This window comes from Pseudarthrobacter sp. O4, from assembly GCF_050157025.1.
Lineage (GTDB): Bacteria > Actinomycetota > Actinomycetes > Actinomycetales > Micrococcaceae > Arthrobacter.
Map to the genome: position 1 here is coordinate 2,257,445 of NZ_CP189591.1, position 22,993 is coordinate 2,280,437.

23 protein-coding genes and 1 pseudogene are annotated in these 22,993 nt (G+C 67.4%); 15 read left to right on the top strand and 9 right to left on the bottom strand.

Translation table 11 applies throughout. From position 1 onward, the window contains the following. Positions 1–65: 65 nt before the first annotated feature. A pseudogene (locus ACQCSU_RS10385) lies at positions 66–1,085 on the bottom strand (type II toxin-antitoxin system HipA family toxin); the annotation flags it as partial. Further along, entirely contained in the window at positions 1,082–1,429 is a 348-nt protein-coding gene (locus tag ACQCSU_RS10390; RefSeq protein ID WP_426979627.1) for a type II toxin-antitoxin system Y4mF family antitoxin, read from the bottom strand. The gene ACQCSU_RS10390 and the pseudogene ACQCSU_RS10385, both read right to left, overlap by 4 nt. 205 nt (positions 1,430–1,634) lie before the next feature. On the opposite strand from ACQCSU_RS10390, the gene ACQCSU_RS10395 reads away from it, so the two are divergent. The 7 genes from ACQCSU_RS10395 to ACQCSU_RS10425 all read left to right on the top strand — a co-directional run bounded on the left by ACQCSU_RS10395 (position 1,635) and on the right by ACQCSU_RS10425 (position 9,412). After that, positions 1,635–2,378 carry a FadR/GntR family transcriptional regulator gene (locus tag ACQCSU_RS10395; protein ID WP_426979628.1) on the top strand — a complete coding sequence of 248 codons (744 nt, stop codon included), beginning with the start codon at positions 1,635–1,637 and terminating at the stop codon, positions 2,376–2,378. Positions 2,379–2,411: 33 nt separating this feature from the next. Beyond that, a complete protein-coding gene (locus tag ACQCSU_RS10400; RefSeq protein ID WP_426979629.1) occupies positions 2,412–3,494 on the top strand; it encodes an asparaginase in 1,083 nt (360 codons plus the stop codon). Between the two features lie 8 nt (positions 3,495–3,502). Then, positions 3,503–4,918 (top strand): aspartate ammonia-lyase, encoded by a 1,416-nt coding sequence (locus ACQCSU_RS10405; protein ID WP_426979630.1) that lies wholly within the window; start codon positions 3,503–3,505, stop codon positions 4,916–4,918. Between the two features lie 13 nt (positions 4,919–4,931). After that, on the top strand, positions 4,932–6,479 hold the full coding sequence (locus ACQCSU_RS10410; RefSeq protein ID WP_426979631.1) for an amino acid permease: 1,548 nt from the start codon (positions 4,932–4,934) through the stop codon (positions 6,477–6,479). A gap of 187 nt (positions 6,480–6,666) precedes the next feature. Continuing rightward, complete coding sequence (locus ACQCSU_RS10415; RefSeq protein WP_426979632.1) at positions 6,667–7,296, top strand: DedA family protein; 630 nt, start codon at positions 6,667–6,669, stop codon at positions 7,294–7,296. A gap of 124 nt (positions 7,297–7,420) precedes the next feature. Next, on the top strand, positions 7,421–8,737 hold the full coding sequence (locus tag ACQCSU_RS10420) for an ATP-binding protein (RefSeq protein ID WP_426979633.1): 1,317 nt from the start codon (positions 7,421–7,423) through the stop codon (positions 8,735–8,737). A 9-nt stretch (positions 8,738–8,746) separates the two neighbouring features. After that, entirely contained in the window at positions 8,747–9,412 is a 666-nt protein-coding gene (locus ACQCSU_RS10425) for a hypothetical protein (protein WP_426979634.1), read from the top strand. Here ACQCSU_RS10425 and ACQCSU_RS10430 read toward each other — a convergent pair. Further along, positions 9,388–10,020: an HD domain-containing protein gene (locus ACQCSU_RS10430; protein ID WP_426979635.1), complete on the bottom strand. Its 633-nt coding sequence runs from the start codon at positions 10,018–10,020 to the stop codon at positions 9,388–9,390. The genes ACQCSU_RS10425 and ACQCSU_RS10430 overlap by 25 nt on opposite strands. Positions 10,021–10,103: 83 nt before the next feature. Next, on the bottom strand, positions 10,104–10,598 hold the full coding sequence (locus ACQCSU_RS10435) for a MarR family winged helix-turn-helix transcriptional regulator (protein WP_426979636.1): 495 nt from the start codon (positions 10,596–10,598) through the stop codon (positions 10,104–10,106). Positions 10,599–10,896: 298 nt separating this feature from the next. On the opposite strand from ACQCSU_RS10435, the gene ACQCSU_RS10440 reads away from it, so the two are divergent. From ACQCSU_RS10440 to menE, 6 genes are all read left to right on the top strand, one after another. After that, positions 10,897–11,847 carry an SDR family NAD(P)-dependent oxidoreductase gene (locus ACQCSU_RS10440; RefSeq protein ID WP_426979637.1) on the top strand — a complete coding sequence of 317 codons (951 nt, stop codon included), beginning with the start codon at positions 10,897–10,899 and terminating at the stop codon, positions 11,845–11,847. A 1-nt stretch (position 11,848) separates the two neighbouring features. Further along, a complete protein-coding gene (locus tag ACQCSU_RS10445) occupies positions 11,849–12,742 on the top strand; it encodes an amidohydrolase family protein (protein WP_426979638.1) in 894 nt (297 codons plus the stop codon). Position 12,743: 1 nt separating this feature from the next. Further along, on the top strand, positions 12,744–13,991 hold the full coding sequence (locus tag ACQCSU_RS10450; RefSeq protein WP_426979639.1) for an acyl-CoA dehydrogenase family protein: 1,248 nt from the start codon (positions 12,744–12,746) through the stop codon (positions 13,989–13,991). Positions 13,992–14,082: 91 nt separating this feature from the next. Next, the gene (locus tag ACQCSU_RS10455; protein WP_426979640.1) at positions 14,083–14,538 is read left to right on the top strand and encodes a MaoC family dehydratase; all 456 of its coding nucleotides are present in this window, start codon (positions 14,083–14,085) and stop codon (positions 14,536–14,538) included. A gap of 47 nt (positions 14,539–14,585) precedes the next feature. Next, entirely contained in the window at positions 14,586–15,950 is a 1,365-nt protein-coding gene (locus ACQCSU_RS10460; RefSeq protein WP_426979641.1) for an MFS transporter, read from the top strand. A 33-nt stretch (positions 15,951–15,983) separates the two neighbouring features. After that, entirely contained in the window at positions 15,984–17,582 is a 1,599-nt protein-coding gene (gene menE, locus ACQCSU_RS10465) for an o-succinylbenzoate--CoA ligase (RefSeq protein WP_426979642.1), read from the top strand. Here the strand turns inward: menE and gluQRS are convergent. Further along, positions 17,568–18,473, bottom strand: a complete 906-nt coding sequence (gene gluQRS / locus ACQCSU_RS10470) for a tRNA glutamyl-Q(34) synthetase GluQRS (protein WP_426979643.1) — start codon at positions 18,471–18,473, stop codon at positions 17,568–17,570. The two genes, menE and gluQRS, sit on opposite strands and share 15 nt — an antisense overlap. Before the next feature lie 399 nt (positions 18,474–18,872). Between gluQRS and ACQCSU_RS10475 the strand changes: the two genes are divergently transcribed. Beyond that, positions 18,873–19,331: an Lrp/AsnC family transcriptional regulator gene (locus tag ACQCSU_RS10475; protein WP_354239288.1), complete on the top strand. Its 459-nt coding sequence runs from the start codon at positions 18,873–18,875 to the stop codon at positions 19,329–19,331. Between the two features lie 25 nt (positions 19,332–19,356). Here ACQCSU_RS10475 and ACQCSU_RS10480 read toward each other — a convergent pair whose 3' ends face one another. Continuing rightward, positions 19,357–19,812: an Lrp/AsnC family transcriptional regulator gene (locus ACQCSU_RS10480; protein ID WP_426979644.1), complete on the bottom strand. Its 456-nt coding sequence runs from the start codon at positions 19,810–19,812 to the stop codon at positions 19,357–19,359. A 104-nt stretch (positions 19,813–19,916) separates the two neighbouring features. Between ACQCSU_RS10480 and ACQCSU_RS10485 the strand changes: the two genes are divergently transcribed. After that, the gene (locus ACQCSU_RS10485) at positions 19,917–20,573 is read left to right on the top strand and encodes a LysE family translocator (RefSeq protein ID WP_426979645.1); all 657 of its coding nucleotides are present in this window, start codon (positions 19,917–19,919) and stop codon (positions 20,571–20,573) included. Between the two features lie 11 nt (positions 20,574–20,584). Here ACQCSU_RS10485 and ACQCSU_RS10490 read toward each other — a convergent pair whose 3' ends face one another. From ACQCSU_RS10490 to ACQCSU_RS10500, 3 genes are all read right to left on the bottom strand, one after another. Further along, positions 20,585–20,941: a nuclear transport factor 2 family protein gene (locus ACQCSU_RS10490; protein WP_426979646.1), complete on the bottom strand. Its 357-nt coding sequence runs from the start codon at positions 20,939–20,941 to the stop codon at positions 20,585–20,587. A gap of 116 nt (positions 20,942–21,057) precedes the next feature. Beyond that, complete coding sequence (locus ACQCSU_RS10495; protein WP_426979647.1) at positions 21,058–21,558, bottom strand: DUF456 domain-containing protein; 501 nt, start codon at positions 21,556–21,558, stop codon at positions 21,058–21,060. A 146-nt stretch (positions 21,559–21,704) separates the two neighbouring features. Further along, positions 21,705–22,916, bottom strand: a complete 1,212-nt coding sequence (locus ACQCSU_RS10500) for an NAD(P)-dependent malic enzyme (protein ID WP_426979648.1) — start codon at positions 22,914–22,916, stop codon at positions 21,705–21,707. Between the last annotated feature and the right edge of the window lie 77 nt (positions 22,917–22,993).

Below are 22,993 nucleotides of genomic sequence, written 5' to 3' on the forward strand. Positions count from 1 at the left end.
AGCAGCTGCACCGCCGCCCGTTCGATCAGCCCCAGCCCCGTGGCCCAGGCCAGGAAATGCCGGCGCGAGATCCCGGTCCGCTTGCCGTCCAGCGTCAGGGCGAGCGTCTTGTCCCCGTAGACCATCGTGGAGGGGATGTCATACACCGGGGCGATGGACCACTCCCCCGAGGGCTGCTGCACCATGGACACGTTCTTGGCATGCAGGTCCCCGTTCCCACTCAGCCACGCGAACGCCGCCTGGATGGCCAGGTTCCGCAGTGCCGGAAGCGGCGCCGCACAGTAGTCGGCGAGCCCCCGGGCCACCGTCCCGTACCCCACGTTGTACTTGTCCGCCGGGTACAGCCCCAGCACCTGCGCCCCGTCCTCGACCCCGAGCCGCCGCACCGCATCATGCGCCGCGCCCCACCCTTCCACTTCAGAGAGGGGGATCCGGTCGAAGCGCTCCACCAGCAGCCCCGCCCGGCCCGCGACGTCACGGATCAGCTGCACCCGGCTCAGCGGGATCCGCAGCCTGGCCGCGTAGCGGAACATCACGAACTCGTTCTCCACCACGTGCGGGAACTCGGGCGCGTTGAGCTTAAGAATGAACCGCCGGCCCGCCCGCGCCACCGGCACGGAGATCACCCCGGCGGAGAGCTTGTCCTGCACCCCGGCGAGCGCCACCGGATCGATCAGGCCCGAGTCCCCCAGCAGCGCGTCGAAATCCCCCGGCGTCTTCGGATCAAGCTGCACCGCTTGCTCAGCCGGGTCCAGTTTCTCCCCGTGGCCCACGATCTGCACGTCACCCACCGGGTTCGCGTCGGCCGCGATCAGCAGCGAGAGCTCGTCATCCACACTGGTCTTCACGGACCAGCGCAGCGCGTTCAGCCTCCTGCCCTCCGGCAGCAGCCCGGTGAAATACGGCGGCGCGGCCCCCGCGGCGGAGAGCACCGGTTCTGCGGACAGCGGCAGGGAACTAGCGACGGCGGGGCCGCCCGACGCCAGGTACGCCGGGAGATAGCTGAACCTGGTTCCGCCGCCGTGCCGCTCCAGCCTGGCAGCCAGCACCCCGGCCTTGTAGACGTCCGCGACGCGGTGCCTCATGGCCGGGGCTCCCCGGGCCCTTCGGCAGGTTCGACGGCGGGCGTCTCAATGGCGGGCGTCTTGTAGGGGGGCAGCGTGCCTTCCTTTGGTCCACCTGCCGGAGACCCGCCGGCGAGTGCCCGGGCGGCGGAGCTGGTCCGGGCGGCCAGCTGCAGTTCGAGCCCGAGCGTGCCCAGGAGTGCCAGCAGCGAGTCCAGCTGGACGCTGCGCTTGCCCTGCTCGACGAACCGGACGAACCGTTCGGACACCCCGGCAAGCTCGGCCAGATCGCGCTGGCCTAAACGAAGCGTCGCCCGGCGTGCGCGGACTGCCGCGGCAAGCTGGTTGGAGAACAATTCAGCCAAGGCGCCTCCCTCCGGCGATGCTGCGCCTGCCAGCGACGACATGAGGTACGATCGTGCCGTTTTCACTGAAATTCAAGTCTAGTCCCGCGAACCGCTCCTGTATAAGGCTCATTCCGGTACGAACGTGCCGGAAGTTGCCGTACCAAGTCCCGCGGCCGGCCGTCCTACGTTGACACCGCCCTGTGATCCATGCCATATTTTTAGCGTGAACCTGTCAGACAGCCGGACAGCAGGACAGCCTGCTACCACCTCCCCGCCCCATCAGGGGACCGGCGCGCCCGGCCAGCCGCTGGCCCGCCTGAGCGCTGCCGAAGCAGTCTTTAACGCCCTCCGCGCGGACATCGAATCCGGAAAGGTGGAGGTGGGCGCCAAGCTCAGTTCCGAGACCGCCCTCGCCCAGCGCTACGGTGTGAGCCGCTCGGTAGTCCGCGAGGCATTGCGCTCCTGCAACGCCCTGGGCCTGACCGTCACCATGACGGGCAAGGGAACGTTCGTCGTGGCCCACCAGGTGGCCAAGGACCTCGTCCTGGGCCACTACTCCGCACGGGACCTCACGGAAGCCCGCCCGCACATCGAGGTACCCGCCGCCGGACTCGCCGCGCAGCGCCGCACGCCCGAGGAACTGGAGACCCTCCGGGCCATTGTGGCTGCCATGTCTGCGGAAGACGATCCCGAAGCATGGGTCAGCCTCGACTCCAGCTTCCACGCAGCCATCGCCCGGGCCAGCGGCAACAAGGTCTTCGAAAATGTGGTGGCCGATATCCGCGAAGCTCTGGCCCATCAGTCAGAAACCCTCAACATGGTGGCCGACCGTCAGTTCGCATCGGACCATGAACACCAGCGCATCCTGCAGGCCATCGAAGCCGGCAACGCCGCCGAGGCCCGCGCCGCCATGAGCGAACACCTCCACGCCGTAGGCGTGGCCCTCGATTCCATCCTCACCCAGTAACCGCCAGCACCCAGTCAACATCTCAAGGACTCCATGCCCTTCCCTGCCTTAGCCGAAAACGCCGCCGCCCTGGAGCTCAACAGCCTCCCGCGGCACGTTCCCCTGGCCGCCCAGATCCGCGACGGGCTCGCTGAAAGCATCCACTACGGCTCGCTGATCGCCACCGCCGCGGAAGCCACCGGCACCCGCACCCTGTTCTCCGCGGGCGATCCCTTGGTGCCCTTCTACCCGCGCTCCGCGCTCAAGCCGCTGCAGGCCGTGGCCATGGTCCGGGCCGGACTGGACCTGCCCGCCGACCTCCTGGCCCTCACCGCCGCCAGCCATTCCGGCGCGGCCATGCACCGCGGCGGCGCCGCCCGGATCCTGGAGATCCACGGCCTCACGGCGGCAGACCTCGAAAACAGCACCGACCTCCCCTACGGCGTCAGCGAGCGCGAAGAATGGCTCCGCCGCGGCGGCGTGCCCACGCAGCTGGCCCAGAACTGCTCCGGAAAGCACGCCTCCATGGCCGCCACGTGCGTCATCAACGGCTGGCCCGTGCAGGGGTACCAGGATCCCGGGCACCCCCTGCAGAAGCTCGTGGCCGGCACCGTCAGTGACCTCACCGGCGAAGTCCCTTCCCGCACCAGCACCGACGGTTGCGGCACGCCGCTCTTTGCCCTGACCCTCCGCGGGATGGCCCGGGCGTTCGGCCGGCTGGCCTCGGCGGAAGTGCACAACCACGCTGCCCCCACCGAAAGCCCGGAAGCCGCCGTCGCGCACGCCATGCGCCGGCACCCGGAAATGGTGGCCGGTGAGGGCCGCGACGTCACTGAGCTGATGCGGCTGGCGCCCGGAATCCTTGCCAAGGACGGCTTCGAAGGCGTCCAGCTGGTGGGTCTTCCGGACGGCCGCGGCGTCGCCGTGAAGATTTCCGACGGCGGAGACCGCGCCCGCATGCCCGTCACCGTCCGCGTCCTGGAGGCGCTCGGCGTCGACACCGCGCCGCTGGAGGGCATCGCCACCGGCACCGCCCTGGGCGGAGGCCGCCCTGTGGGCGAGCTAACGGCCACCGATTTCCTCTTCCCAGCCTCCCCTGACACTGCGACCCAAACCGACGCCGACGAAGCCCTTTGAGGACACCCATGACTGCCGCCGCTGCCAGCTCCGCCTTCCGCTCCGAACACGACCTCCTGGGCGACCGCGACGTCCCCGCCGGCGCCTACTGGGGTGTCCACACGCTCCGCGCCGTGGAAAACTTCCCCATCACCGGCCAGCCGCTGTCCACCAACTTGTACCTGGTCCGGGGACTGGCAGCCGTGAAGCTGGCAGCCGCCCGCACCAACCGCGAGCTCGGGCTCCTTGACGCCGAACGCGCCGACGCAATCGAGCGCGCCTGCCAGGACATCCTGAACGGCAAGCTCAGCGAGCAGTTCGTGGTTGACGTCATCCAGGGCGGCGCCGGGACGTCGTCGAACATGAACGCGAACGAGGTCATCGCGAACCGGGCGCTGGAAATCCTGGGCCACCCCAAGGGCGACTACGCCCGCCTGCACCCAAACGACCACGTCAACCTCAGCCAGTCCACCAACGACGTCTACCCGACGGCCGTGAAGCTGGGCACCATTTTCGCCGCCCGGGAACTGCTGGAGGCCCTCACCGAACTCGAAGAGGCCTTCGCCGCCAAGGCCGTGGAGTTCCGCACCGTCGTGAAGATGGGGCGCACCCAGCTGCAGGACGCCGTCCCCATGACCCTGGGCCAGGAATTCGGCAGCTACGCCGTGACCATCGGCGAGGACCGGCTGCGGCTGGCCGAGGCGGACCTGCTGATCCACGAGATCAACCTCGGCGCCACGGCGATCGGCACCGGGCTGAACGCCCCCGCCGGCTACGCCGAGGCGGCCTGCCGGCACCTGGCCGAGATCACCGGCCTGCCCCTGGTCACGGCCGTGGACCTCATCGAGGCCACCCAGGACGTGGGCGCGTTCGTGCACCTCTCCGGTGTGCTCAAGCGCGTGGCCGTGAAGCTGTCCAAGATCTGCAACGACCTCCGGCTGCTCTCCTCCGGCCCGCGGGCCGGCTTCGGCGAAATCAACCTGCCCGCCGTGCAGTCCGGCTCCTCCATCATGCCCGGCAAGATCAACCCGGTGATCCCGGAGGTGGTCAGCCAGGTGGCCTACGAGGTCATCGGCAACGACGTCACCATCACCATGGCCGCCGAAGCCGGGCAGCTCCAGCTCAACGCCTTCGAACCGATCATCGTCCACAGCCTTCACAAGAGCATCTCCCACCTGGAAGCAGCCTGCCGCACCCTGACGGTACGTTGCGTCCGGGGCATCACCGCCAACACGGAACGCCTCCGGCTCACGGTGGAACAGTCAATCGGCCTGGTCACAGCGCTGAACCCCCACCTTGGCTACGCCACCGCAACCGCCATCGCCCAGGAAGCCCTCGCCACCGGCAAGGGCGTTGCAGAGCTGGTGCTCGAACACGGCCTCCTCACGGCCGAGCAGCTCGAAGACCTCCTCAGCCCGCAGCGCCTCGCCAACCTGAGCAAATAGACAAAGGACTCCCATGACCCAGCCACAAGCGGCCGCCACACAGACGCCGGCCATTACCGACCACACCGTTCCGGTGCATGCCCACGCCTCCGAAGCCACCCTCCACGTCGAGGATGAGGGCTACCACAAGGGCCTCAAACCCCGCCAGGTCCAGATGATCGCCATCGGCGGTGCCATCGGCACCGGGCTCTTCATGGGTGCCGGCGGCCGGCTGGCCACGGCCGGCCCCGCCCTGGTCATCAGCTACGCCGTGTGCGGCTTCTTCGCGTTCATGATCCTCCGCGCCCTCGGCGAACTGGTGATGCACCGGCCCTCATCGGGTTCGTTCGTCTCCTACGCCCGCGAATTCTTCGGCGAGAAGGCGGCCTTCGTCACCGGCTGGCTGTACTGGCTGAACTGGGCCATGACCGCGATCGTGGACATCACCGCCGTCGCGCTTTACATGAACTTCTTCAAGAAATACTGGGCTCCCATCGCGGATGTGCCGCAGTGGACCTGGGCGCTGGCCGCCCTGGTCCTGGTGCTCGGCCTGAACCTGATCTCCGTGAAGGTGTTCGGCGAACTCGAGTTCTGGTTCGCGCTCATCAAGGTGGTTGCCCTGGTGACCTTCCTGCTGGTCGGCATCTACTTCGTCGTCTTCGGTACTCCCGTGGACGGCCAGCAGGTGGGCTTCAGCCTGATCGCGGACAACGGCGGCATGTTCCCCAACGGCCTCCTGCCCGCGATCGTGGTCATGCAGGGCGTGGTGTTCGCCTACGCCTCGATCGAACTGATCGGCACGGCCGCCGGCGAAACCGAAAACCCGGAAAAGATCATGCCCAAGGCCATCAACACGGTCATTGTCCGAATCGCGGTGTTTTATGTCGGTTCCTTGGTACTGCTCTCGCTCCTGCTCCCGTACACGTCCTACAAAGCAGGCGAAAGCCCGTTCGTCACGTTCTTCGGCTCCATCGGGGTGGAGGGTGTGGACGCCATCATGAACCTGGTGGTCCTCACGGCGGCGCTGTCCTCCCTCAACGCCGGCCTCTACTCCACCGGCCGCATCATGCGCTCCATGTCGGTCACCGGCTCGGCCCCCAAGTTCGCCGCCCGCATGAACAAGGCCGGCGTGCCCTACGGCGGCATCGCCCTCACCGCGGCAGTGGCCGTCCTCGGCGTGGTGCTGAACGCGCTTGTTCCGGCTGAAGCGTTCGAGATCGTGCTGAACGTCGCGTCCCTGGGCATCATCAGCACGTGGGGAATGATCGTACTGTGCCAGATGCAGCTCGCAAAGCTGGCCAAACGCGGCGAACTGCTGCGTCCTGCTTTCCGGATGCCAGGGGCGCCCGTCACCGGCTGGATAACGCTGGCCTTCCTGCTGGCGGTGCTGGTCCTGATGGCCTTCGACTCTCCCGTGGGCACGTGGACCATCGCCTCGCTGGCGGTCATCATCCCGCTGCTGATGCTCGGCTGGCGCCTCTGCCGGGACCGCGTTATGGAACTCGCCGCGGTCCGCGACGGCTTCACCGGCCCCTACCCGTTGGTGGCCAACCGGCCCGTCCGCGGCGCCGGGGACGAGTAGCCTCCCCGGCACAGCATTCCGTAGTGCCCGACGGCGGCACCTCCGGTTCTGATCGCATGGAACCAGGCGGTGCCGCCGTCGGGCGTTTCCAGGCGCACATCCTGTTGGCACAATGGTGGGGACTGGACGCGAATCAGCAAAAGCGCGCGCAGCATCCCTACCGGCACCTTGCAAAGGAAGTATTCCGATGGGCGCGTTCATCGACGGCATCCTGAACGTCAGCCCGGCCGTGGCATACACTCTGGTGGCGTGCCTGGTTTTCGCCGAGGACGCCCTGTTTGTCGGCTTCGTTATTCCCGGCGAGATTGCAGCGGTGCTCGGCGGTGTGATCGCCAGCCGGGGAGAGGTCGAACTGTGGCTCATGATGCTCCTGGTCATTCTCGCAGCGGTGCTTGGTGACACGGTGGGTTATGAGATCGGCAGGCACTTCGGACCGCGGTTGCCGGACCTGAAGATCCTGGACCGGCACCGTGCCAGAGTCACGAACGCCCAGGAATTCCTGCGCCGCCGCGGCGGTCCCGCCGTGTTCCTGGGCCGCTTCGTTGCCGTCTTCCGCGCCGTCATGCCCGGCCTGGCCGGCATCTCACGGATGCACTATCCGCGGTTTCTGGCCTTCAATGCCGCGGGAGGGGCCGTCTGGGGCGCCGGATTTGTCCTTCTCGGATTCCTGTCCGGCCATTCCTACGAGGCCGTCGCCAAGACTGCCGGGCGGGACATCGCGGCCGTGGTGGCTGTTCTCGCCGTCGTGGCCGTGATCATCTGGCGCGTGCGCGCCGCCCGACGGGAACGGCAGTCCACAGAAGGGGCTGATTCTTAGCCGAGGCCGCGCACCAACGTCCCGCGTCATGCAACCCCACCGCAACCTGTCGTGCTCCCGGTTCGCATATGCTCAGCGGACAGGCTCAACTTGGCTCAGCGACGAACCACCCGGGAGACACCACATGACCAACTGGCGGATCAGGGATTTCCATTCGGCCGATCTTGACGGGATCCTGCATCTGTGGGAGTCCCTCAAGGCCAGCAACGTCGAGCCGGTCTACGCGCTTTCCGAGGTGCTCGCCTCCTGCGAAAAGGACCACGCCGTCGTCGCGGTGCAGGGCGATCAGCTGGTGGGCGCCGCCGTCGGACGGGCCGCGCACGACCAGGGCTGGATCGTCTTCCTGGCCACCCTCCCGGAATCCCGCGGCCGCGGGATCGGCACCTCGCTGCTTGCCGCCGTCGAGAACCGGATGGCCCCGCACGGGCTGAACAAGCTCTCCGCGCTGATGCCGGAATCCGAAACCCGGGTGGAGGCGTTCCTGAGCCGCGGTTTCGTCCTGAAGAAGAACCTGCGCTACTTCGAGCGGAAAATCCCGGTCCAGCGCCAGGAACTCGAGCCGCTGAGCCAGCTCGGCGGCCGGATCCTGGCCCGCGACCTCTGGGAAAACGTGGCGGGCATGCGGAACGAGAAGGAACTGCTGGAACGCCGCCTCGTCCTGCCGCTCGCCGAGGCGGACCTCGCCGACGAATACGGCGTGGTGCCGCCGCGCGCCGTCGTCCTCTTCGGCCCGCCCGGCACCGGCAAGACGACCTTCGCGAAAGCGATTGCCTCCCGGCTGGAGTGGCCGTTCGTGGAGGTCTTCCCCTCCCGGCTGGCCTCCGACCCCAAGGGGCTGGCCGGTGCGCTGCGCGAGACGTTCCTGGAGATCGCCGAACTGGAGCACGCCGTCGTGTTCATCGATGAGGTGGAGGAGATCGCCTCCCAGCGTTCCGGTGAACCGCCGTCGCCGCTGCAGGGCGTCACCAACGAGCTGCTCAAGATCATCCCGGCATTCCGCGAACAGCCCGGCCGACTGCTGGTCTGCGCCACCAACTTCATCCGGGCCCTCGACTCCGCGTTCCTGCGCCATGGCCGCTTCGACTACGTCATTCCGATCGGCCTGCCGGACCGCCAGGCCCGCGAGGCCATGTGGCAGCGCTTCATCCCCGCCACCGTGGTGGACGACGTCGACGTCGAGCTGCTCGTGGACCGCGCCGAGGGCTTCTCCCCCGCGGACATCGAGTACGCGGCCCGCAGCGCCTCCCAGCGGGCGCTGGAAAAGGCGGTGTACGACGACGGCGGCGCGGCATCCGGGGGCAATGCCTCAGTCCGCGAGGCCGTCCGGAAGGGCCCGTCCACCCAGGACTACCTCGATGCCATCGCGGACACCCGGACCACGGTCAGCGACGAGGTCCACCAGCAGTTCCTCGAGGACATCGACGACCTGGGCCGGGTGTAGCCGGAAACCGTGATCCTGTTTCTGACGATTGTGAGCGGTCTGGCCTGGACGGTGGTCTACGTCGATGCCATCCGGATCGGGTTCAGGGACAAGAGCTACGCGATCCCGGCCGCCGCGCTCGGGCTGAACTTCGCCTGGGAGGCCATCCACGCCACACGCTCCGTCGCGACGGGGATTACCGCCCAGGGTGTCTTCAACATCGCGTGGGGGCTGGCCGACGTCGTGATCGTGTACACCTTCCTGAAGTTCGGCCGCTCCGAGCTGCCGGGCTGGGTGACGCGGAGGCTGTTCATCGGCTGGGCGCTCCTGCTGGGCGTCGCATCCTTCGGCGTGCAGCTGCTGTTCGTCGTCGAGTTCGGCTGGGGGGACGCTGCCCGCTACGCGGCCTTCCTGCAGAACCTGCTGATGTCCGGGCTGTTCCTCGCCATGTTCGTCGCCCGTGGCGGCTCCCGGGGCCAGACCCTGCTGATCGCCGCGGCCAAGTGGATCGGAACCCTTGCGCCCACCGTCGTCTTCGGCTGGTACGGCAACTCGCCGCTGATCCTGGGCGTCGGAATCCTCTGCAGCATCTTTGACCTGGCCTACATCGGCCTGCTGTGGCGGGCACGGTCCGGTCCGCCGGCACGGCCCGTTACGGTGGCCCCGACGGACTACGCCTCCGGGGCGTCGTCGTAGGAGAGGTTCTCGTAGTCCGTGTGGTCCGCCTCGTCGAGCCTGTCGTCCAGTTCCTCGAGCAGCCACGGGTTGACCCGGGCCAGGATCTTCCGGGTTTCCTCGACCGGGACTGCGGCGTAAAGCACCGGGCGGGCTTCGTCGTACCGGGTGACCGGCGGCTTCTCCGGCCACTTCTCGGCCAGGGCCTTGACCCGTTCCGGCAGCGAGTTGTGCGCGTTGTCCGCGATTTTGACCAGCGTGGCGTCGTGGTCCTCGGCGATGTACCGGATGCCGGCCTGGTAGTCGTCCGGGTTTTCGTGCAGGCGCTTCGTGACGCGCTCGATGATGTCCGCGGCCCGCTCGGAGACGCCCATGTCCAGCAGCGCCTGCCGGGTCATCGGGGTGTCCTCGGCGATGTCGTGCAGGTAACCGGCGATCCGGATGTCGTCGTCGAAATCCGCCAGCGCATCCCCGACGGCGAGCACGTGCTCGCGGTAGGGCCGCTTGAGCTTGTCCTTCTGGCGGTTGTGCGCCACTTCGGCAAGGATTTTGGCCGTCTCAACGGTGAATTTCGATTGAGCGGACTGCTGTTCCGGAGGGCGTGCTTCCGTGAATTCAAGTTCAGACATGCTTCCAGACTACGGGTCCGGCATGCTCGGCGAATTCCCGAACCTCTCAGTATTTCCGCAACGCATCCATGGCGCGGGTCGGCTCACGGCCCCGGGGCGTCGGCTGCCCAGACCGTCTTGCGGAGGATAGCCCGGAGGGAGGCCACCTCCTGGGCTGTAAGCATGCTCAAATGCGCAACTTCCGCCGCCTGGGCCGCTTTCTGGGCAGCGGCGTGGATCCGACGCCCCTCGGAAGTGGCGGTCACGAGTTTCTGCCGGCGATCCGAGATCCCTGGTTTCCGTTCCACCAGGCCGCGCTGTTCGAGTTCGTCGATGAGGGCCACAATCTGGCTGGGGTCAAGGCTGAGGAAGTCCGCCAGTTCCCGCTGGGTCGGTCCCAGATTGCCGCACGCCAGCGCCAGCACGGAATAGGAACGTTCCTTCAGCCCGAACTCCGCCAGGGCGGCATTGTTAAGCAAGGACCCTGCTGCGTGCAACTTGGCCAGCAGGAAGCCCACATCGTTGCTGATGGTGGATTCCGCCAGTCGCGTGGACGGCTCGCCGGCGCCTTCGATGCCGTCATTTACCTGAAGTGTCATGGTGCCTTTCGGGTGCGGAGCCGGCTAGGTCGTTGATTTATTCAATGATCGCACTGTTGCCGCGCTCGCGAAAGTTGTTTGCCTGGCTGACGAACCAGTCCATCGCCTCGGGGTTGGCGAGAGCCTGCACGGGGGAGTCGCTTCTTCCCGCTGCCGGAGCGCGCTTAACTTTGGATGCAGAAATAAATGATTGACATTTTCAAGGATTTGGTTTCTTATTGAACCAGTAGAGGGAGACGGGCGTCACACGCCGACTCCTTAGGAGATCCGCCGCAAGGCGCAGTGCAAAGGAGCGGCCATGAGCCTGTCAGGGAAAGTAGCAATCGTCACCGGAAGCGGCCGGGGCCTCGGCCTGGCCTACGCCCGGGAGCTCGCCCGCCGGGGCGCCGCCGTGGTGATCAACGACGTCGACGCCGAGGTGGCCAACGAAGCGGTCCGCACCATCGAGGCCGACGGCGGCCGTGCAGTCGCCGTCGTCGCTCCGGTGGGAAGCACCGAAGCCGCCAAGCAGCTCGTGCAGACCGCCGTCGAGACCTTCGGCCGGCTGGACATCCTGGTCACCAACGCCGGCATCCTGCGGGACAAGTCCCTGCTGAAGATGACGGATGAGGACTTCGACCTCGTGATCAACGTCCACCTGAAGGGCACCTTCACCTGCGCCCGCGAAGCGTTCGGCTACTTCAAGGAGAACGGCATCGCCGGCCGCATCATCACCATCGGCTCCCCCACCGGGCAGCGCGGCAACTTCGGCCAGACCAACTACGCCGCCGCCAAGGCCGGAATCGTTGGGATGGTCCGAACCTGGGCGCTGGAGATGAAGAAGGCCGGCGTCACCGCCAACGCCGTGATTCCGGTGGCAGCCACCGCCATGACCAAAACCATTCCGTACTTCCAGAAGGCCGTGGAAGCCGACGAGCGCGGCGAGGCCATGCCGGACTTCTTCCGGCACGAACTCGGCTTCGGAACGGCCGACGACGTCTCGGGACTCATCGCCTTCCTCGCCTCCGACGCGGCGGCAGGCATCACCGGCCAGGCCATCGGAGCCGGCGGCGACCGGCTGCAGATCTGGACGCACCCGGAAGCAGCCGTTACCGAGTACCGCGAGGGCGGCTGGGGCTACCAGGACCTCGTGGAAAACTTCGACCGGCTGTTCGGCGACAGGCTGCAGAGCGTGGGCGAGGAATTCCTGCCGCTCCCCGAAGACCTCAAGCCCGAAGCCGCCCAGCCTGCAGCAACACAGGCGCGCTGAGATGGCAGCCACCCGCTACGAGCTGGGCATCGACGTTGCAAAGCTCGACGCGATCGACATGCACGTCCACCTCGAAGTGGACGGCCACGGCCACCAGTCCCTGCCGCCGGCCCTGACCGAGGCCTCCGCGAAGTACTTCAAGGCCGAGGACCGCACCCCGTCGCTGGACTCCATTGCTGAGACCTACCGCGGACTGAACATGGCCGCCGTCGTGTTCACCGTGGACGCCCGCACCCAGCTCAAGCACGAGCCGAACAGCATCGAGGACCTCATCGCCGGCGCCGCCCGGAACAACGACGTGCTGATCCCGTTCGGCAGCGTGGACCCCCGGACCGGCGCCGACGCCATCGAGGGCGCCAAGCACCAGGCTGTGGAGCTGGGCGCCCGGGGCTTCAAGTTCCACCCCAGTTTGCAGGGCTTCGACCCCTCCAGCGAGCAGTTCTACCCGCTCTGGGAGACCCTGCAGGAACTCGGGCTGCCCGCCATCTTCCACACCGGCCAGAACGGCATGGGCGCAGGACTCCCCGGCGGCTACGGCATCAAGCTGGGCTACTCCAATCCGCTGCTACTGGACGCGGTGGCGGCGGACTTCCCGGAACTGCAGATCATCATGGCCCACCCGTCCGTGCCGTGGCAGGACGAGGCCAACTCGATCGCCACGCACAAGTCCAACGTGTACATCGATCTCTCCGGCTGGTCCCCGAAGTACTTCCCGGAGTCCCTGGTGAAGATGTCCAACTCGTTGCTGCAGGACAAGGTCCTCTTCGGCACCGATTTCCCGCTGATCACCCCACAGAAGTGGCTGGGCGCCTTCGCGGACCTTCCGCTCAAGGACGAGGTCCGGCCCAAGATCCTCAAGCACAACGCTGTCCGCCTGCTCGGGCTGGGTGGCTGAGATGAGCACGGACACCGGGCTCGCGGAGACAACTGACGCCCCGGCTCAGGAGCGGCTCTACGGCGTCTGCGACTACTACGACGCCGAATCCCTGCTCACCGCGGACGAGCGCCGCGTGCTCGGCAGGCTCCGGGCCTTCCTCGATGAGAAGGCTCGGCCGCTGCTGGCCGAGTACTGGGAACGCGGCGAGTTCCCGGGTCAGCTCGCCCAGCCGCTGATCGACCTGGACCTGATGGAACCCGCCGAGCTGAGGGGCCCGGGCCCGGAGAGCAGCCCGGCCCGGGGGATCTATCAGGGCTTCCGGGTCTTCGAACTCGCCCGCACCGACGCCTCCCTGGCCACGTACTACACGGCGCAGGCCGGGCTGTTCCGCACCGCGATCCGGGTGGGCGCCTCGGCAGAACAACAGCGCGAGTGGATGCCGAAGGTCATCGACTTCTCACTCAAGGGCGTCTTTTCCCTGACCGAACCGGACTCCGGCTCGGACATCGCCGGCGGCCTTTCGACTACAGCCCGCAGGGAAAAAGACGGCGAGGGTGACACCTGGATCCTTGACGGTGCCAAGCGCTGGATCGGCGGTGCCTCCACCGCCGACGTGCTGGCTGTTTTCGCCCGCGACGTCGCCGACGGCCAGGTCAAGGCCTTCCTCGTGGACCGCGAGGCTGCCGGCGTGACGCTGGAGAAGATCCACGGCAAAACGGCGCTGCGGATGATGCAGAACGCGCACATCACGCTCGACGGCGTCCGTGTCGATGAGTCCATGCGGCTGCACAACGTGAACTCCTTCCGGGACGTGGCCGCGATGCTGAAGGCCATGCGCTCGGATGTCGCCTGGATCGCGACCGGCATCCAGGCCGGCGCGTTCGAGGCGGCCCTGCGCTACGTCACGGAACGCCAGCAGTTCGGCCGCCCGCTGGGGTCCTTCCAGCTGGTCCAGGAGAAGCTCGCCCGGATGCTCGGCAACGTCACCGCCTCCCTGTCCCTGGTGGTCCGGCTGACCGAGCAGCAGGCCAGGGGCATCTACCGGGACCAGGACTCGGCCCTGGCCAAGATGCAGACGTCCCTGCTGATGCGCGAAACCGTGGCCCTGGCCCGCGAAGTGGTGGGCGGCAACGGCATCACGCTCGCCACCGACGTCGCCCGCTTCCACGCCGACGCCGAAGCCGTCTACTCCTACGAAGGCACCCACGAAATCAACGCCCTGATCATCGGCCGGGCCCTGACCGGCGAAAGCGCCTTCACCCGCTGACTCCCCCACCACCCAACTGAGACAGCACGACCCCGCTCCGGCGCCGCCGTCGGACAGTTCCCTACCTCACCAATCCCTCCAGGAGGACACCATGCCCAATCTCGTCGTCGACTTCGACAAACTGCTCACCCTCGCCGGCACCGACCTCGGTGCCACCGAATACCGCGAAATCACCCAGGAACAGATCAACAAGTTCGCCGATGCCACCGGTGACGACCAGTGGATCCACGTGGACCCGGAACGCGCCAAGGACGGCCCGTTCGGCGCCCCGATCGCCCACGGCTTCCTCACGCTCTCGCTCATCATCCCGTTCTGGGGCGAGCTGTTCGACGTCGACGGCGTCACCACCAAGGTCAACTACGGGCTCGACAAGGTCCGCTTCACCTCCCCGGTCAAGGTCGGTTCGCGGATCCGCATGCAGTCCACCATCGCAGAGGTCACGGAGGTCAAGGGCGGCGCCCAGATCAAGGTGGCCAACGTCATCGAGATCGAAGGCCAGGAACGCCCCGCCGTCGTGGCTGAGTTCCTCGCTCGCTTCTACAAGTAACGCCCCTACCAGCACCCCTTTTTCTCCTCCGATCAAAAGGAACAACCATGTCCGGACTCACCCAGCTTCAAGCCATGGGCACCGCCGAGCGTCGCAAGGAAGCGCGCACCGTCATCGCTTCCAGCTACCTGGGCAGCACCATCGAATTCTACGACTTCCTCCTTTACGCCACCGCGTCGGCCGTGGTCTTCCCAAAGGTCTTCTTCTCCGGCATGGACGACTGGGTGGGCGTTGTGGCCGCCTACGCCACGTTCGCCGCCGGCTACGTGGCCCGCCCGCTCGGCGGGATCATCTTCGGCCACTTCGGCGACCGGATGGGCCGCAAGGGCATGCTGATCATCTCCATGCTGGTCATGGGTGTGGCGTCCACCCTGATCGGCCTGGTACCGGGAGCCTCGGTCATTGGCCCCTGGGGCGCGGTGCTGCTCGTGATTCTGCGCGTCTTCCAGGGCATCGCCGTGGGCGGAGAGTGGGGCGGAGCTGCCCTGATGGCGCTCGAGCACTCGGAATCGGGGAAACGCGGCTTTGCGGCCTCGTTCGTCAATGCCGGCGCCCCCACCGGCGCCGTCCTGGGCACGCTCATCATGGGCACCTTTTCCGCCCTGCCGAACGACCAGTTCCTCGCGTGGGGCTGGCGCGTGCCGTTCCTGCTCTCGTTCGTGCTGCTCGGGGTGGGCATGTTCGTCCGGCTGAAGGTTTCCGAAAGCCCCATCTTCAAAGCTGCCCTGGAACAGGAAAAGGCAGAGCAGGAAAAGGCAGCGCGCGAAACGAGCGGGACCGGCAGAGACAAGCCGGTGATGCCGTTGCTGCAGGTGCTGCGTCGGCCCAAGACCCTCATCTTCACCATGCTCGCCGGCGCCGCGGGTTTCGGACTTCAGGTGGTCCTGGCCACCTTCGCCGTAACTTACACCGTCTCCAAGGGCGCCGACCGGCAGGGCGTACTGTATGCGTTTGCCGCGGCCTCCCTGGTCTCAATCGTGTTCGTGCTCTTGGGCGGCAAGCTGTCCGACAAGGTGGGCCGGCGGCCGGTGATGATCGGCGGACTTGTGCTCTTCGTCATCTACCTCATGCCGATGTTCGCGCTGCTCTCCTCCAACAACATCGTGCTGATCTTCGTGGCCTTCGCCATCGGCCTGATGATCCACTCCACCCTCTTCGGTCCGTTGGCGGCGTTCGTGTCCGAGCAGTTCGGCACCACCTCCCGCTACACCGGCGCATCCCTGGGCTACCAGCTGGCAACCCTGCTGGGTGCCGGATTCACCCCTGGCATCGTGGCGCAGATTTTCAAGGACTCCGGCCAGCAGACGTCGTCCGTGGTCTGGTTCCTGGCAATCATGTCGGCCGTGTCTATCGTGTTCATCCTCCTGACCCGGGAACCGAAGGACAACGACCTCCAGACGGTCCAGGCCTGACCCTTATCAACCTCTTCTTAGAAAGGACTCGCCGTGGAGAATTTTGGCATCGGCTCGTGGCTGCAACGTCGCCGCCCGAAGTCGGGCAGCAAGACTGCGCTGATCAGCGGGAACCACGAACTCAGTTATGACCAGCTCGCGGCCCGAAGCGCCCGCCTGGCCAACGCCCTGCGGGACCGCGGAGTAGCCAAAGGCGACAGGGTTGCGTACCTGGGCGAGAACCACCCCGCTTTCCTGGAAACCCTGTTCGCCTGCGGGAGCCTGGGTGCGGTCTTCGTCCCGCTCAACACCCGGCTGGCGCCGCCGGAAATCCAATTCCAGCTGCAGGACTGCGGGGCCAAGGCCCTGATCCATGCGGACAGCCTCGGCGAGCTGGCAGCCCGCGGTTCGGCCGGAACAGCGGTGGCGAGGCTCGTCGCCGTCGACGATTCCGTTGACGGTTCCCCGGACGGCGCGGACGGCGGCGGGCTGGCCGCCCGCGGGGCAGCCAGCGGCGGAGAGCAGGGGCCGACGGCGGTGGAGGACTTTGAGGATGTGCTGGCCTCCGGCGCGGACCGGCCCATCGATGAATCGGTCACGCTGGACGACGGCGCCATGATCCTTTACACCTCGGGCACCACCGGGCGCCCCAAGGGTGCCCTGCTGACCCACGGGAACATCACCTGGAACTGCATCAACGTGATCGTCGACTTCGATTTTTCCTCCGCGGATGTGGCCCTGATGATTTCGCCGATGTTCCACGTGGCGTCGCTGGACATGGGGGTGCTGCCGACGCTCCTCAAGGGCGGCACCGTGGTTCTCGAGCCGAAGTTCAATGCCGGGCGGACCCTGGAGCTCATCGAAAAGCACCGGGCCACCACCATCAGCGGGGTGCCGACCACATACCAGATGCTGTGCGAGGACCCGGCCTGGGAGACCACAGAGCTGGGCTCCCTGAACAAGCTGACGTGCGGCGGCTCGGCGGTGCCCATGCGGGTCCTGGAAGCGTATGAAGCGCGCGGCCTGCGGTTCTCCAACGGCTACGGAATGACCGAAACAGCCCCCGGGGCTACCACGCTTCCGGCCGCCCGGTCCCGGGAGAAGGCGGGATCCTCAGGGCTCCCGCAGTTCTTCACCGATGTCCGGATAGCCGACTTTGACGGCCACCCGGCGGCGCCGGGCACGGTCGGGGAGATCCAGATCAAGGGTCCCAATGTGATCCCTGAATACTGGAACCGGCCCGAGGCCACGGCCGAATCCTATGCACCCGGCGGCTGGTTCAAGTCGGGCGACATGGGCTACAAGGACGAGGACGGCTTTGTCTTCGTCTCGGACCGGCTCAAGGACATGATCATTTCCGGCGGGGAAAACATCTATCCGGCTGAAATCGAACAGGCAATCGCCGAACTTGAGGCGGTGGGAAGCGTCGCAGTGATTGGCGTTCCCGATGAGAAATGGGGCGAGGTCCCCCGGGCTGTGGTGCTGCTGCGTGAGGGTGCCCAGCTCACCGAAGATCAGCTCCGGACCCATCTGGACGGCCGGCTGGCCCGCTACAAGATCCCCAAGTCGGTGGTGTTCGTCGACGAGATGCCACGGACCGCCAGCGGCAAGATCCGAAAGGCGGAGCTCCGCGCGCGGTCAGGCCAGCTCTGAGCCCGCGCGTTTGAGCCCCGGCCACACCCATGGCTCCCGCGGCAGCGCATCGGGGTCGAAGACGGCGAGCGCGTTCTCCAGCGGTCCGGCCGGGAGTCCGAGGGAGGCCAGCAGGGCGTCCCGCACCTCGTCCGCAGAAATTCCGCTGAGGGCGAGGTCGGCGAGCGTGACGGCGCCGTCGCGCTTGGCCAGCCGGGCGCCGTCGGCGTTCACGACCAGCGGCACATGAACATATTCCGGAACGGGCATATTCAGCAGCGACGCGAGGTAGGCCTGCCGGGGCGTGGACGGCAGCAGGTCATCGCCGCGGACCACCTGGTCGATGCCCTGCGCGGCGTCGTCCACCACCACGGCCAGGTTGTACGCGGTGACGCCGTCGTTGCGCCTGAGCACGAAGTCATCCACGACGCCGGTGTAGCTGCCGTGCAGCACGTCCTGCACCGTGGCTTCGGTGGCGGCGGAACGGAGCCGGACCGCGGCGGGCCGGGCAGCCCGTTTCTCCTCGCGCTCGGCGGCGGTCAGGTTCCGGCAGGTGCCCGGATAGGCGCCCTGCGGGGCATGCGGCGCGGACGGGGCCTCCTGGATCTCGCGTCGCGTGCAGAAGCACTCATACGTCAGGCCCGCCGCACTGAGCCGGGCGATCGCCTCCGCATAGTGGGCACCGCGGTCCGTCTGGCGGACGACGCCGCCATCCCAGCTCACGCCGATCGCCGCCAGATCGCGGAGCTGCTCCGCCTCGGCGCCGGCGCGGGCCCGGTCCAGGTCCTCCACGCGCATCAGGAACCGCCGGCCGGTGGAGCGGGCGAAGAGCCACGCCAGGATGGAAGTCCGGAGGTTTCCCACATGCAGCTCGCCGGAGGGGCTGGGGGCGAAGCGGCCGGCAGACGTCATGGCACCAGCCTAGGCGCAGCAGCCACAAGAGCCCCCCACAGCAACACAAGAGCCCCTCAGCTACCGATGACTTCGGGAAAACCGACGTCGGTGGCTCAGGGGCTCTTGCCGTGCTGGGCCCGGGGCGTTGCTCCGGGCCGTGGCACTGCGAATGCGGAGATTTGTGCGGAGTGACGATGGTGTGAACAAGAGTCAATCAGCGGCGGGTTCCTTGCGGGAAGCCTCATCCAGGGTCCGGGTGGTGTGCCGGGGTGCCCGTAGCCTATTAGGATCCGGCGGTGGCCTTGTCCCTTTGTTGTCACCATTTCAACAGAAGCCCTACAGTTGGTGCAACGGACACCACTCACACTGGTCAGTCTGACCAATGCAGGCCGTGATGACAGACAGGAAGTGGTCACTTTGCAGGAACTCGACGCGACGGACCGGCGCCTCCTGGTCGCCCTCGACGAGGACCCCCGGGTGCCGATCATGGTACTCGCCCAGAAACTGGGCCTGGCGCGCGGAACGGTGCAATCGCGCCTGGAGCGGATGACGGCGTCGGGCGCCCTCCGTCCGAACAGCAGCCGCGTGCTGCCGTCCTCCCTGGGCCGGGGCGTCGCGGCGTCGGTGAGTGCCGAACTGGACCAGAGCCACCTGAACGAGGCGATCGCCGCACTGCGGAACATCCCCGAGGTACTTGAGTGCCACGCGCCGGCCGGTGACACGGACCTGCTGATCCGGGTGGTGGCCCGGAGCCCGGACGATCTGTACCGGGTCTCCGAGGAAATCCGGCTCTGCCCCGGGATTGTGCGGACCTCCACCAGCATGTTCCTCCGTGAGGTCATCCCGTACCGCACCACCGGGCTGCTGGGCGCCTGAGGCCGACCGCATCAGGCCATCAGGACTACACGGGTGGCCCGGTATTTGTTTTCAGGTTCTTCATCACCAGCGTCGAGGTCAGCCGTTCGACGCCGGGCAGCGAGGTCAGTTCGGCGTCGTAGAAGCGCTGGTAGGCGGGCAGGTCCTCGGCGATGACCTTGAGCAGGTAGTCGGGCGAGCCGAACAGCCGCTGGGCCTCCACGATGCTGGGGTTGTCCGCCACGCGGTTCTCGAAAATCTCCATCGTGGCGCGGTCCACCTGCCGCAGGGTGACAAACACGATGGCCTCAAACCCCAGTCCGACGGCGGCCGGGTCAATGTCTGCCCGGTAGCCGCGGATCACGCCGGAGACCTCCAGATCACGAAGCCTCCGGTGGCAGGGCGCCACGGTCAGCCCCACCTTGGCGGCGAGCGCCGTGGCCGTCATGCGCCCGTCCTCTTTGAGGTAGCGCAAAATATTTCTGTCAATGTGGTCCATCACGCAATAATCTTACCGTCTAGGCGCGTTTCGCCGCGAAAAGAGGGAACACTTTCGGCCCGGATTTGCCTAGACTTTCTCCTGTAACCACGCCTCAGGAGTCCCGCATGAATCCCCAGCTATTTCTTGCCTTCATGGTTGTCGCCGGCGCACTCGCCTGCACCCCCGGGGTGGACTGGGCGTATTCCATCACGGCAGGCCTGAGGCAGCGCAGCTTCGTGCCTGCGGTCGCGGGACTCTGCGGCGGCTACCTGCTGCACACGGTCCTCCTGGTGGCGGGCCTGGCCGCCCTGCTCACCGGCATCCCGGGCGTGCTGGGCTGGCTGACCGTGGCCGGGGCTGCCTACCTCCTGTGGCTCGGAGCCACCACCATCCGGTCCTGGCGCGGAGCGAGTTTCGGCGGCGGCGCCGCTGACATGACAGCACCGGCGAACCAGTTCCGGACGTTCCTCCAGGGCATGGGCACCAGCGGCATCAACCCGAAGGGCCTGCTGTTTTATGTGGCGCTGGTGCCGCAGTTCGTCAGCCCCGAAGCGTCCCTGCCGGTGCCGGTACAGTCCGGGCTGCTGGGCCTGACCTTTGTCCTGCTGGTGGCCGTGGTCTACAGCTGCGTGGCGCTGCTGGCACGGAAGCTCCTGCACTCCCGGCCGGGAGCAGCCCGGCGGGTGACCCTCGCCAGCGGAATCATCATGGTGGCGCTGGGCGTCGTCCTGCTCTCCGAACAGCTCGTGCCGATGCTGAGTCACGTCCTGACGCGCGGCTGAGCCACCGCCCGTCACTTGCGCGGCATGTACCACTCGGTGAAGGACGACGCACGGCCGTCCGCGCTGAGCTGGATGATCCAGAGGTTGTCGTAGCTGCGATGGTCCCCCTGGTAGGTGGTGAGGCCCTGCACGAAGGCCCGGCCGCCGTCGACCGCCAGCAGCTTCCACTCGAAGGTCCAGTCGCCGGGCTCGTCCCGGGCAGCAAGCCAGCGCTCCACAATCTGCTCCCGCCCGCGCCACGGCTCCGCCTCATCCGGGCTGGTGAAGTAGACGGCGTCCTCTGTGAACAGTGCCCGGATGTCGTCCGGCTCGTTGGAGCCCCAGGCCGTGATGTAGTGCTGAACCCAGCGGGCGGCGGCGTCTCTCATGCCTTGTTTGTACCCCCTGTTCCCGGGGCCCGCAAGGGTACCGGACACCTGAATATGCGGCCTGAGCTGGGACGGGAGCACGTCAGCGCCAGCCGCCGTCGCTGGCGCCACATCCCTTAGGCGGCGGCCGCCACCCAGAGGCCGATCACCCAGGTGCTCGCCGCGAGGCAGCCGAGGCCGAACTCGACCATCATGCCGAGCCCCGTGGCCGTCAGCGCGGCCCAGCTGGAGGCCACCGCGGTGCCGAAGACGCGGGTGCGGTGCAGCTCGCTGAGCAGAAGCCCGGCGGCGAAGCCCACGAACAGCCCCACGACGGGGATGATGAACATGCCCACCACGCCCAGGACCAGCCCGGCCACGACCGAACGGCTGGGGATGCTGTGCTGTTTGAGCTTGCGTCCGGTCAGGACGGCACTGGCCGCCATCCCGGCCAGGACGAACACCAGGCCGATGCCGAACACTACCCAGCCGGTGGTTCCGGCGCCGCCCCAGATCGCCCAGGCCAGCAGGCTGAGGCCGATCAGAAGACTGCCGGGGAGCACAGGGATGATGGTCCCTGCCACGCCCACCAGAATGGCCAGGCCGCAGAGGATCGTCACAACTGTCTCGGGGTTCATCGCCCCAGTCTACGGTTCAGGCCATGGTGCGGCGACGGCGGCGCCGGCCGCACAGACGACGATGGCAACGACGACGTCGGCGACGGTTCCCCCAAGGAAGCGTCGCCGTCGTCGTCCGGTGTCCGGATGCCCTCTGGTGTGGCTGGTTACTCCGCTTCCACCGCTGCGGCGACGGCGGCCGAAACGGCCGGGGCCACGCGGGGATCCAGCGGGCTGGGCACGATGTAGTCCGCGGAGAGCTCGTCCTCGGCCAGCGCGGCGATGGCGCGTGCCGCGGCCAGCTTCATGGCCGGCGTGATCCGGCGGGCGCCGGCGTCGAGGGCGCCGCGGAAAATCCCGGGGAACGCGAGGACGTTGTTGATCTGGTTCGGGAAGTCGCTGCGTCCGGTGGCGACGACGGCCGCGTACTTCCGCGCGACCTCCGGCAGGACTTCGGGGTCCGGGTTGGACAGGGCGAAGACGATGGAGCTGTGGTTCATGAGTTTCAGGTGCTCCTCGGCCAGCTTGGAGGAGGAGACGCCGATGAAGACGTCCGCACCCAGCAGCGCCTCGCCGGGGCCGCCGGAAATGCCGCGGGGGTTGCTGCGCGCGGCGAGCTGGGCCTTCTTGCTGGCCGGGTCCGCGGCGATGTCGGCGCGGTCCTTGTTGATCACGCCGCGGGAGTCCAGCAGCACCACGTCACCGATGCCGGCGGTGAGCAGGATCTCGGCGACGGCGATTCCGGCCGCACCGGCGCCGGAAATCACGACGCGCAGGCCTTCCAGCTCCCGTCCGGTCACCTTCGCGGCGCCCGTCAGGGCGGCGAGGACGACGACGGCGGTGCCGTGCTGGTCATCGTGCATGACGGGGCAATCCAGGGCCTCGATGAGCTTTTCCTCGAGCTCGAAGCAGCGCGGCGCCGAGACGTCCTCGAGGTTGACGGCGCCGAAGCTCGGGCGCAGCCGGACGAGCGTCTCGACGATCTCGTCAACGTCGGTGGTGTTCAGCACCAGCGGGATGGAGTCGAGCCCGCCGAAGGCCTTGAACAGGGCGGACTTGCCCTCCATCACGGGCAGCGAGGCGCTGGCGCCGATGTCGCCGAGGCCCAGGACGGCTGTGCCGTCGCTGACCACGACCACGAGGCGCTGGGCCCAGGTGAGGGTCTTGGCCAGCTCCGGGTCGGCGGCGATGGCGCGGCTGACCTGCGCGACGCCCGGTGTGTAGGCGATCGAAAGGTCGCGCTTGCTGGCGAGCGGGACGGTGCTGGAAATCGAAAGCTTGCCGCCCTGGTGGGATGCGAAGATTTCCTCGTCGCTGAGCGCGGCTGCCGGCTCGGCGGGGGAAGTGGAATCGGCGGGAATGATCGTTTCAGTGGACACGTCGTTGTCTCCTGGGGCTCACCGTGGGCGCACGGCTCATGGAAGCTCAAGCACAGGGATGCTCAAGATGGGCTGGG

Coding starts and splice junctions, on each gene's coding strand:
- ACQCSU_RS10420 (WP_426979633.1), top strand. CDS start 7,421: ATGACCAACTGGCGGATCAGGGATTTCCATTCGGCCGATCTTGACGGG.
- ACQCSU_RS10400 (WP_426979629.1), top strand. CDS start 2,412: ATGCCCTTCCCTGCCTTAGCCGAAAACGCCGCCGCCCTGGAGCTCAAC.
- ACQCSU_RS10410 (WP_426979631.1), top strand. CDS start 4,932: ATGACCCAGCCACAAGCGGCCGCCACACAGACGCCGGCCATTACCGAC.
- ACQCSU_RS10440 (WP_426979637.1), top strand. CDS start 10,897: ATGAGCCTGTCAGGGAAAGTAGCAATCGTCACCGGAAGCGGCCGGGGC.
- ACQCSU_RS10430 (WP_426979635.1), bottom strand. CDS start 10,020: ATGTCTGAACTTGAATTCACGGAAGCACGCCCTCCGGAACAGCAGTCC.
- ACQCSU_RS10450 (WP_426979639.1), top strand. CDS start 12,744: ATGAGCACGGACACCGGGCTCGCGGAGACAACTGACGCCCCGGCTCAG.
- gluQRS (WP_426979643.1), bottom strand. CDS start 18,473: ATGACGTCTGCCGGCCGCTTCGCCCCCAGCCCCTCCGGCGAGCTGCAT.
- ACQCSU_RS10405 (WP_426979630.1), top strand. CDS start 3,503: ATGACTGCCGCCGCTGCCAGCTCCGCCTTCCGCTCCGAACACGACCTC.
- ACQCSU_RS10415 (WP_426979632.1), top strand. CDS start 6,667: ATGGGCGCGTTCATCGACGGCATCCTGAACGTCAGCCCGGCCGTGGCA.
- ACQCSU_RS10495 (WP_426979647.1), bottom strand. CDS start 21,558: ATGAACCCCGAGACAGTTGTGACGATCCTCTGCGGCCTGGCCATTCTG.
- ACQCSU_RS10445 (WP_426979638.1), top strand. CDS start 11,849: ATGGCAGCCACCCGCTACGAGCTGGGCATCGACGTTGCAAAGCTCGAC.
- ACQCSU_RS10435 (WP_426979636.1), bottom strand. CDS start 10,598: ATGACACTTCAGGTAAATGACGGCATCGAAGGCGCCGGCGAGCCGTCC.
- ACQCSU_RS10460 (WP_426979641.1), top strand. CDS start 14,586: ATGTCCGGACTCACCCAGCTTCAAGCCATGGGCACCGCCGAGCGTCGC.
- ACQCSU_RS10490 (WP_426979646.1), bottom strand. CDS start 20,941: ATGAGAGACGCCGCCGCCCGCTGGGTTCAGCACTACATCACGGCCTGG.
- ACQCSU_RS10455 (WP_426979640.1), top strand. CDS start 14,083: ATGCCCAATCTCGTCGTCGACTTCGACAAACTGCTCACCCTCGCCGGC.
- ACQCSU_RS10485 (WP_426979645.1), top strand. CDS start 19,917: ATGAATCCCCAGCTATTTCTTGCCTTCATGGTTGTCGCCGGCGCACTC.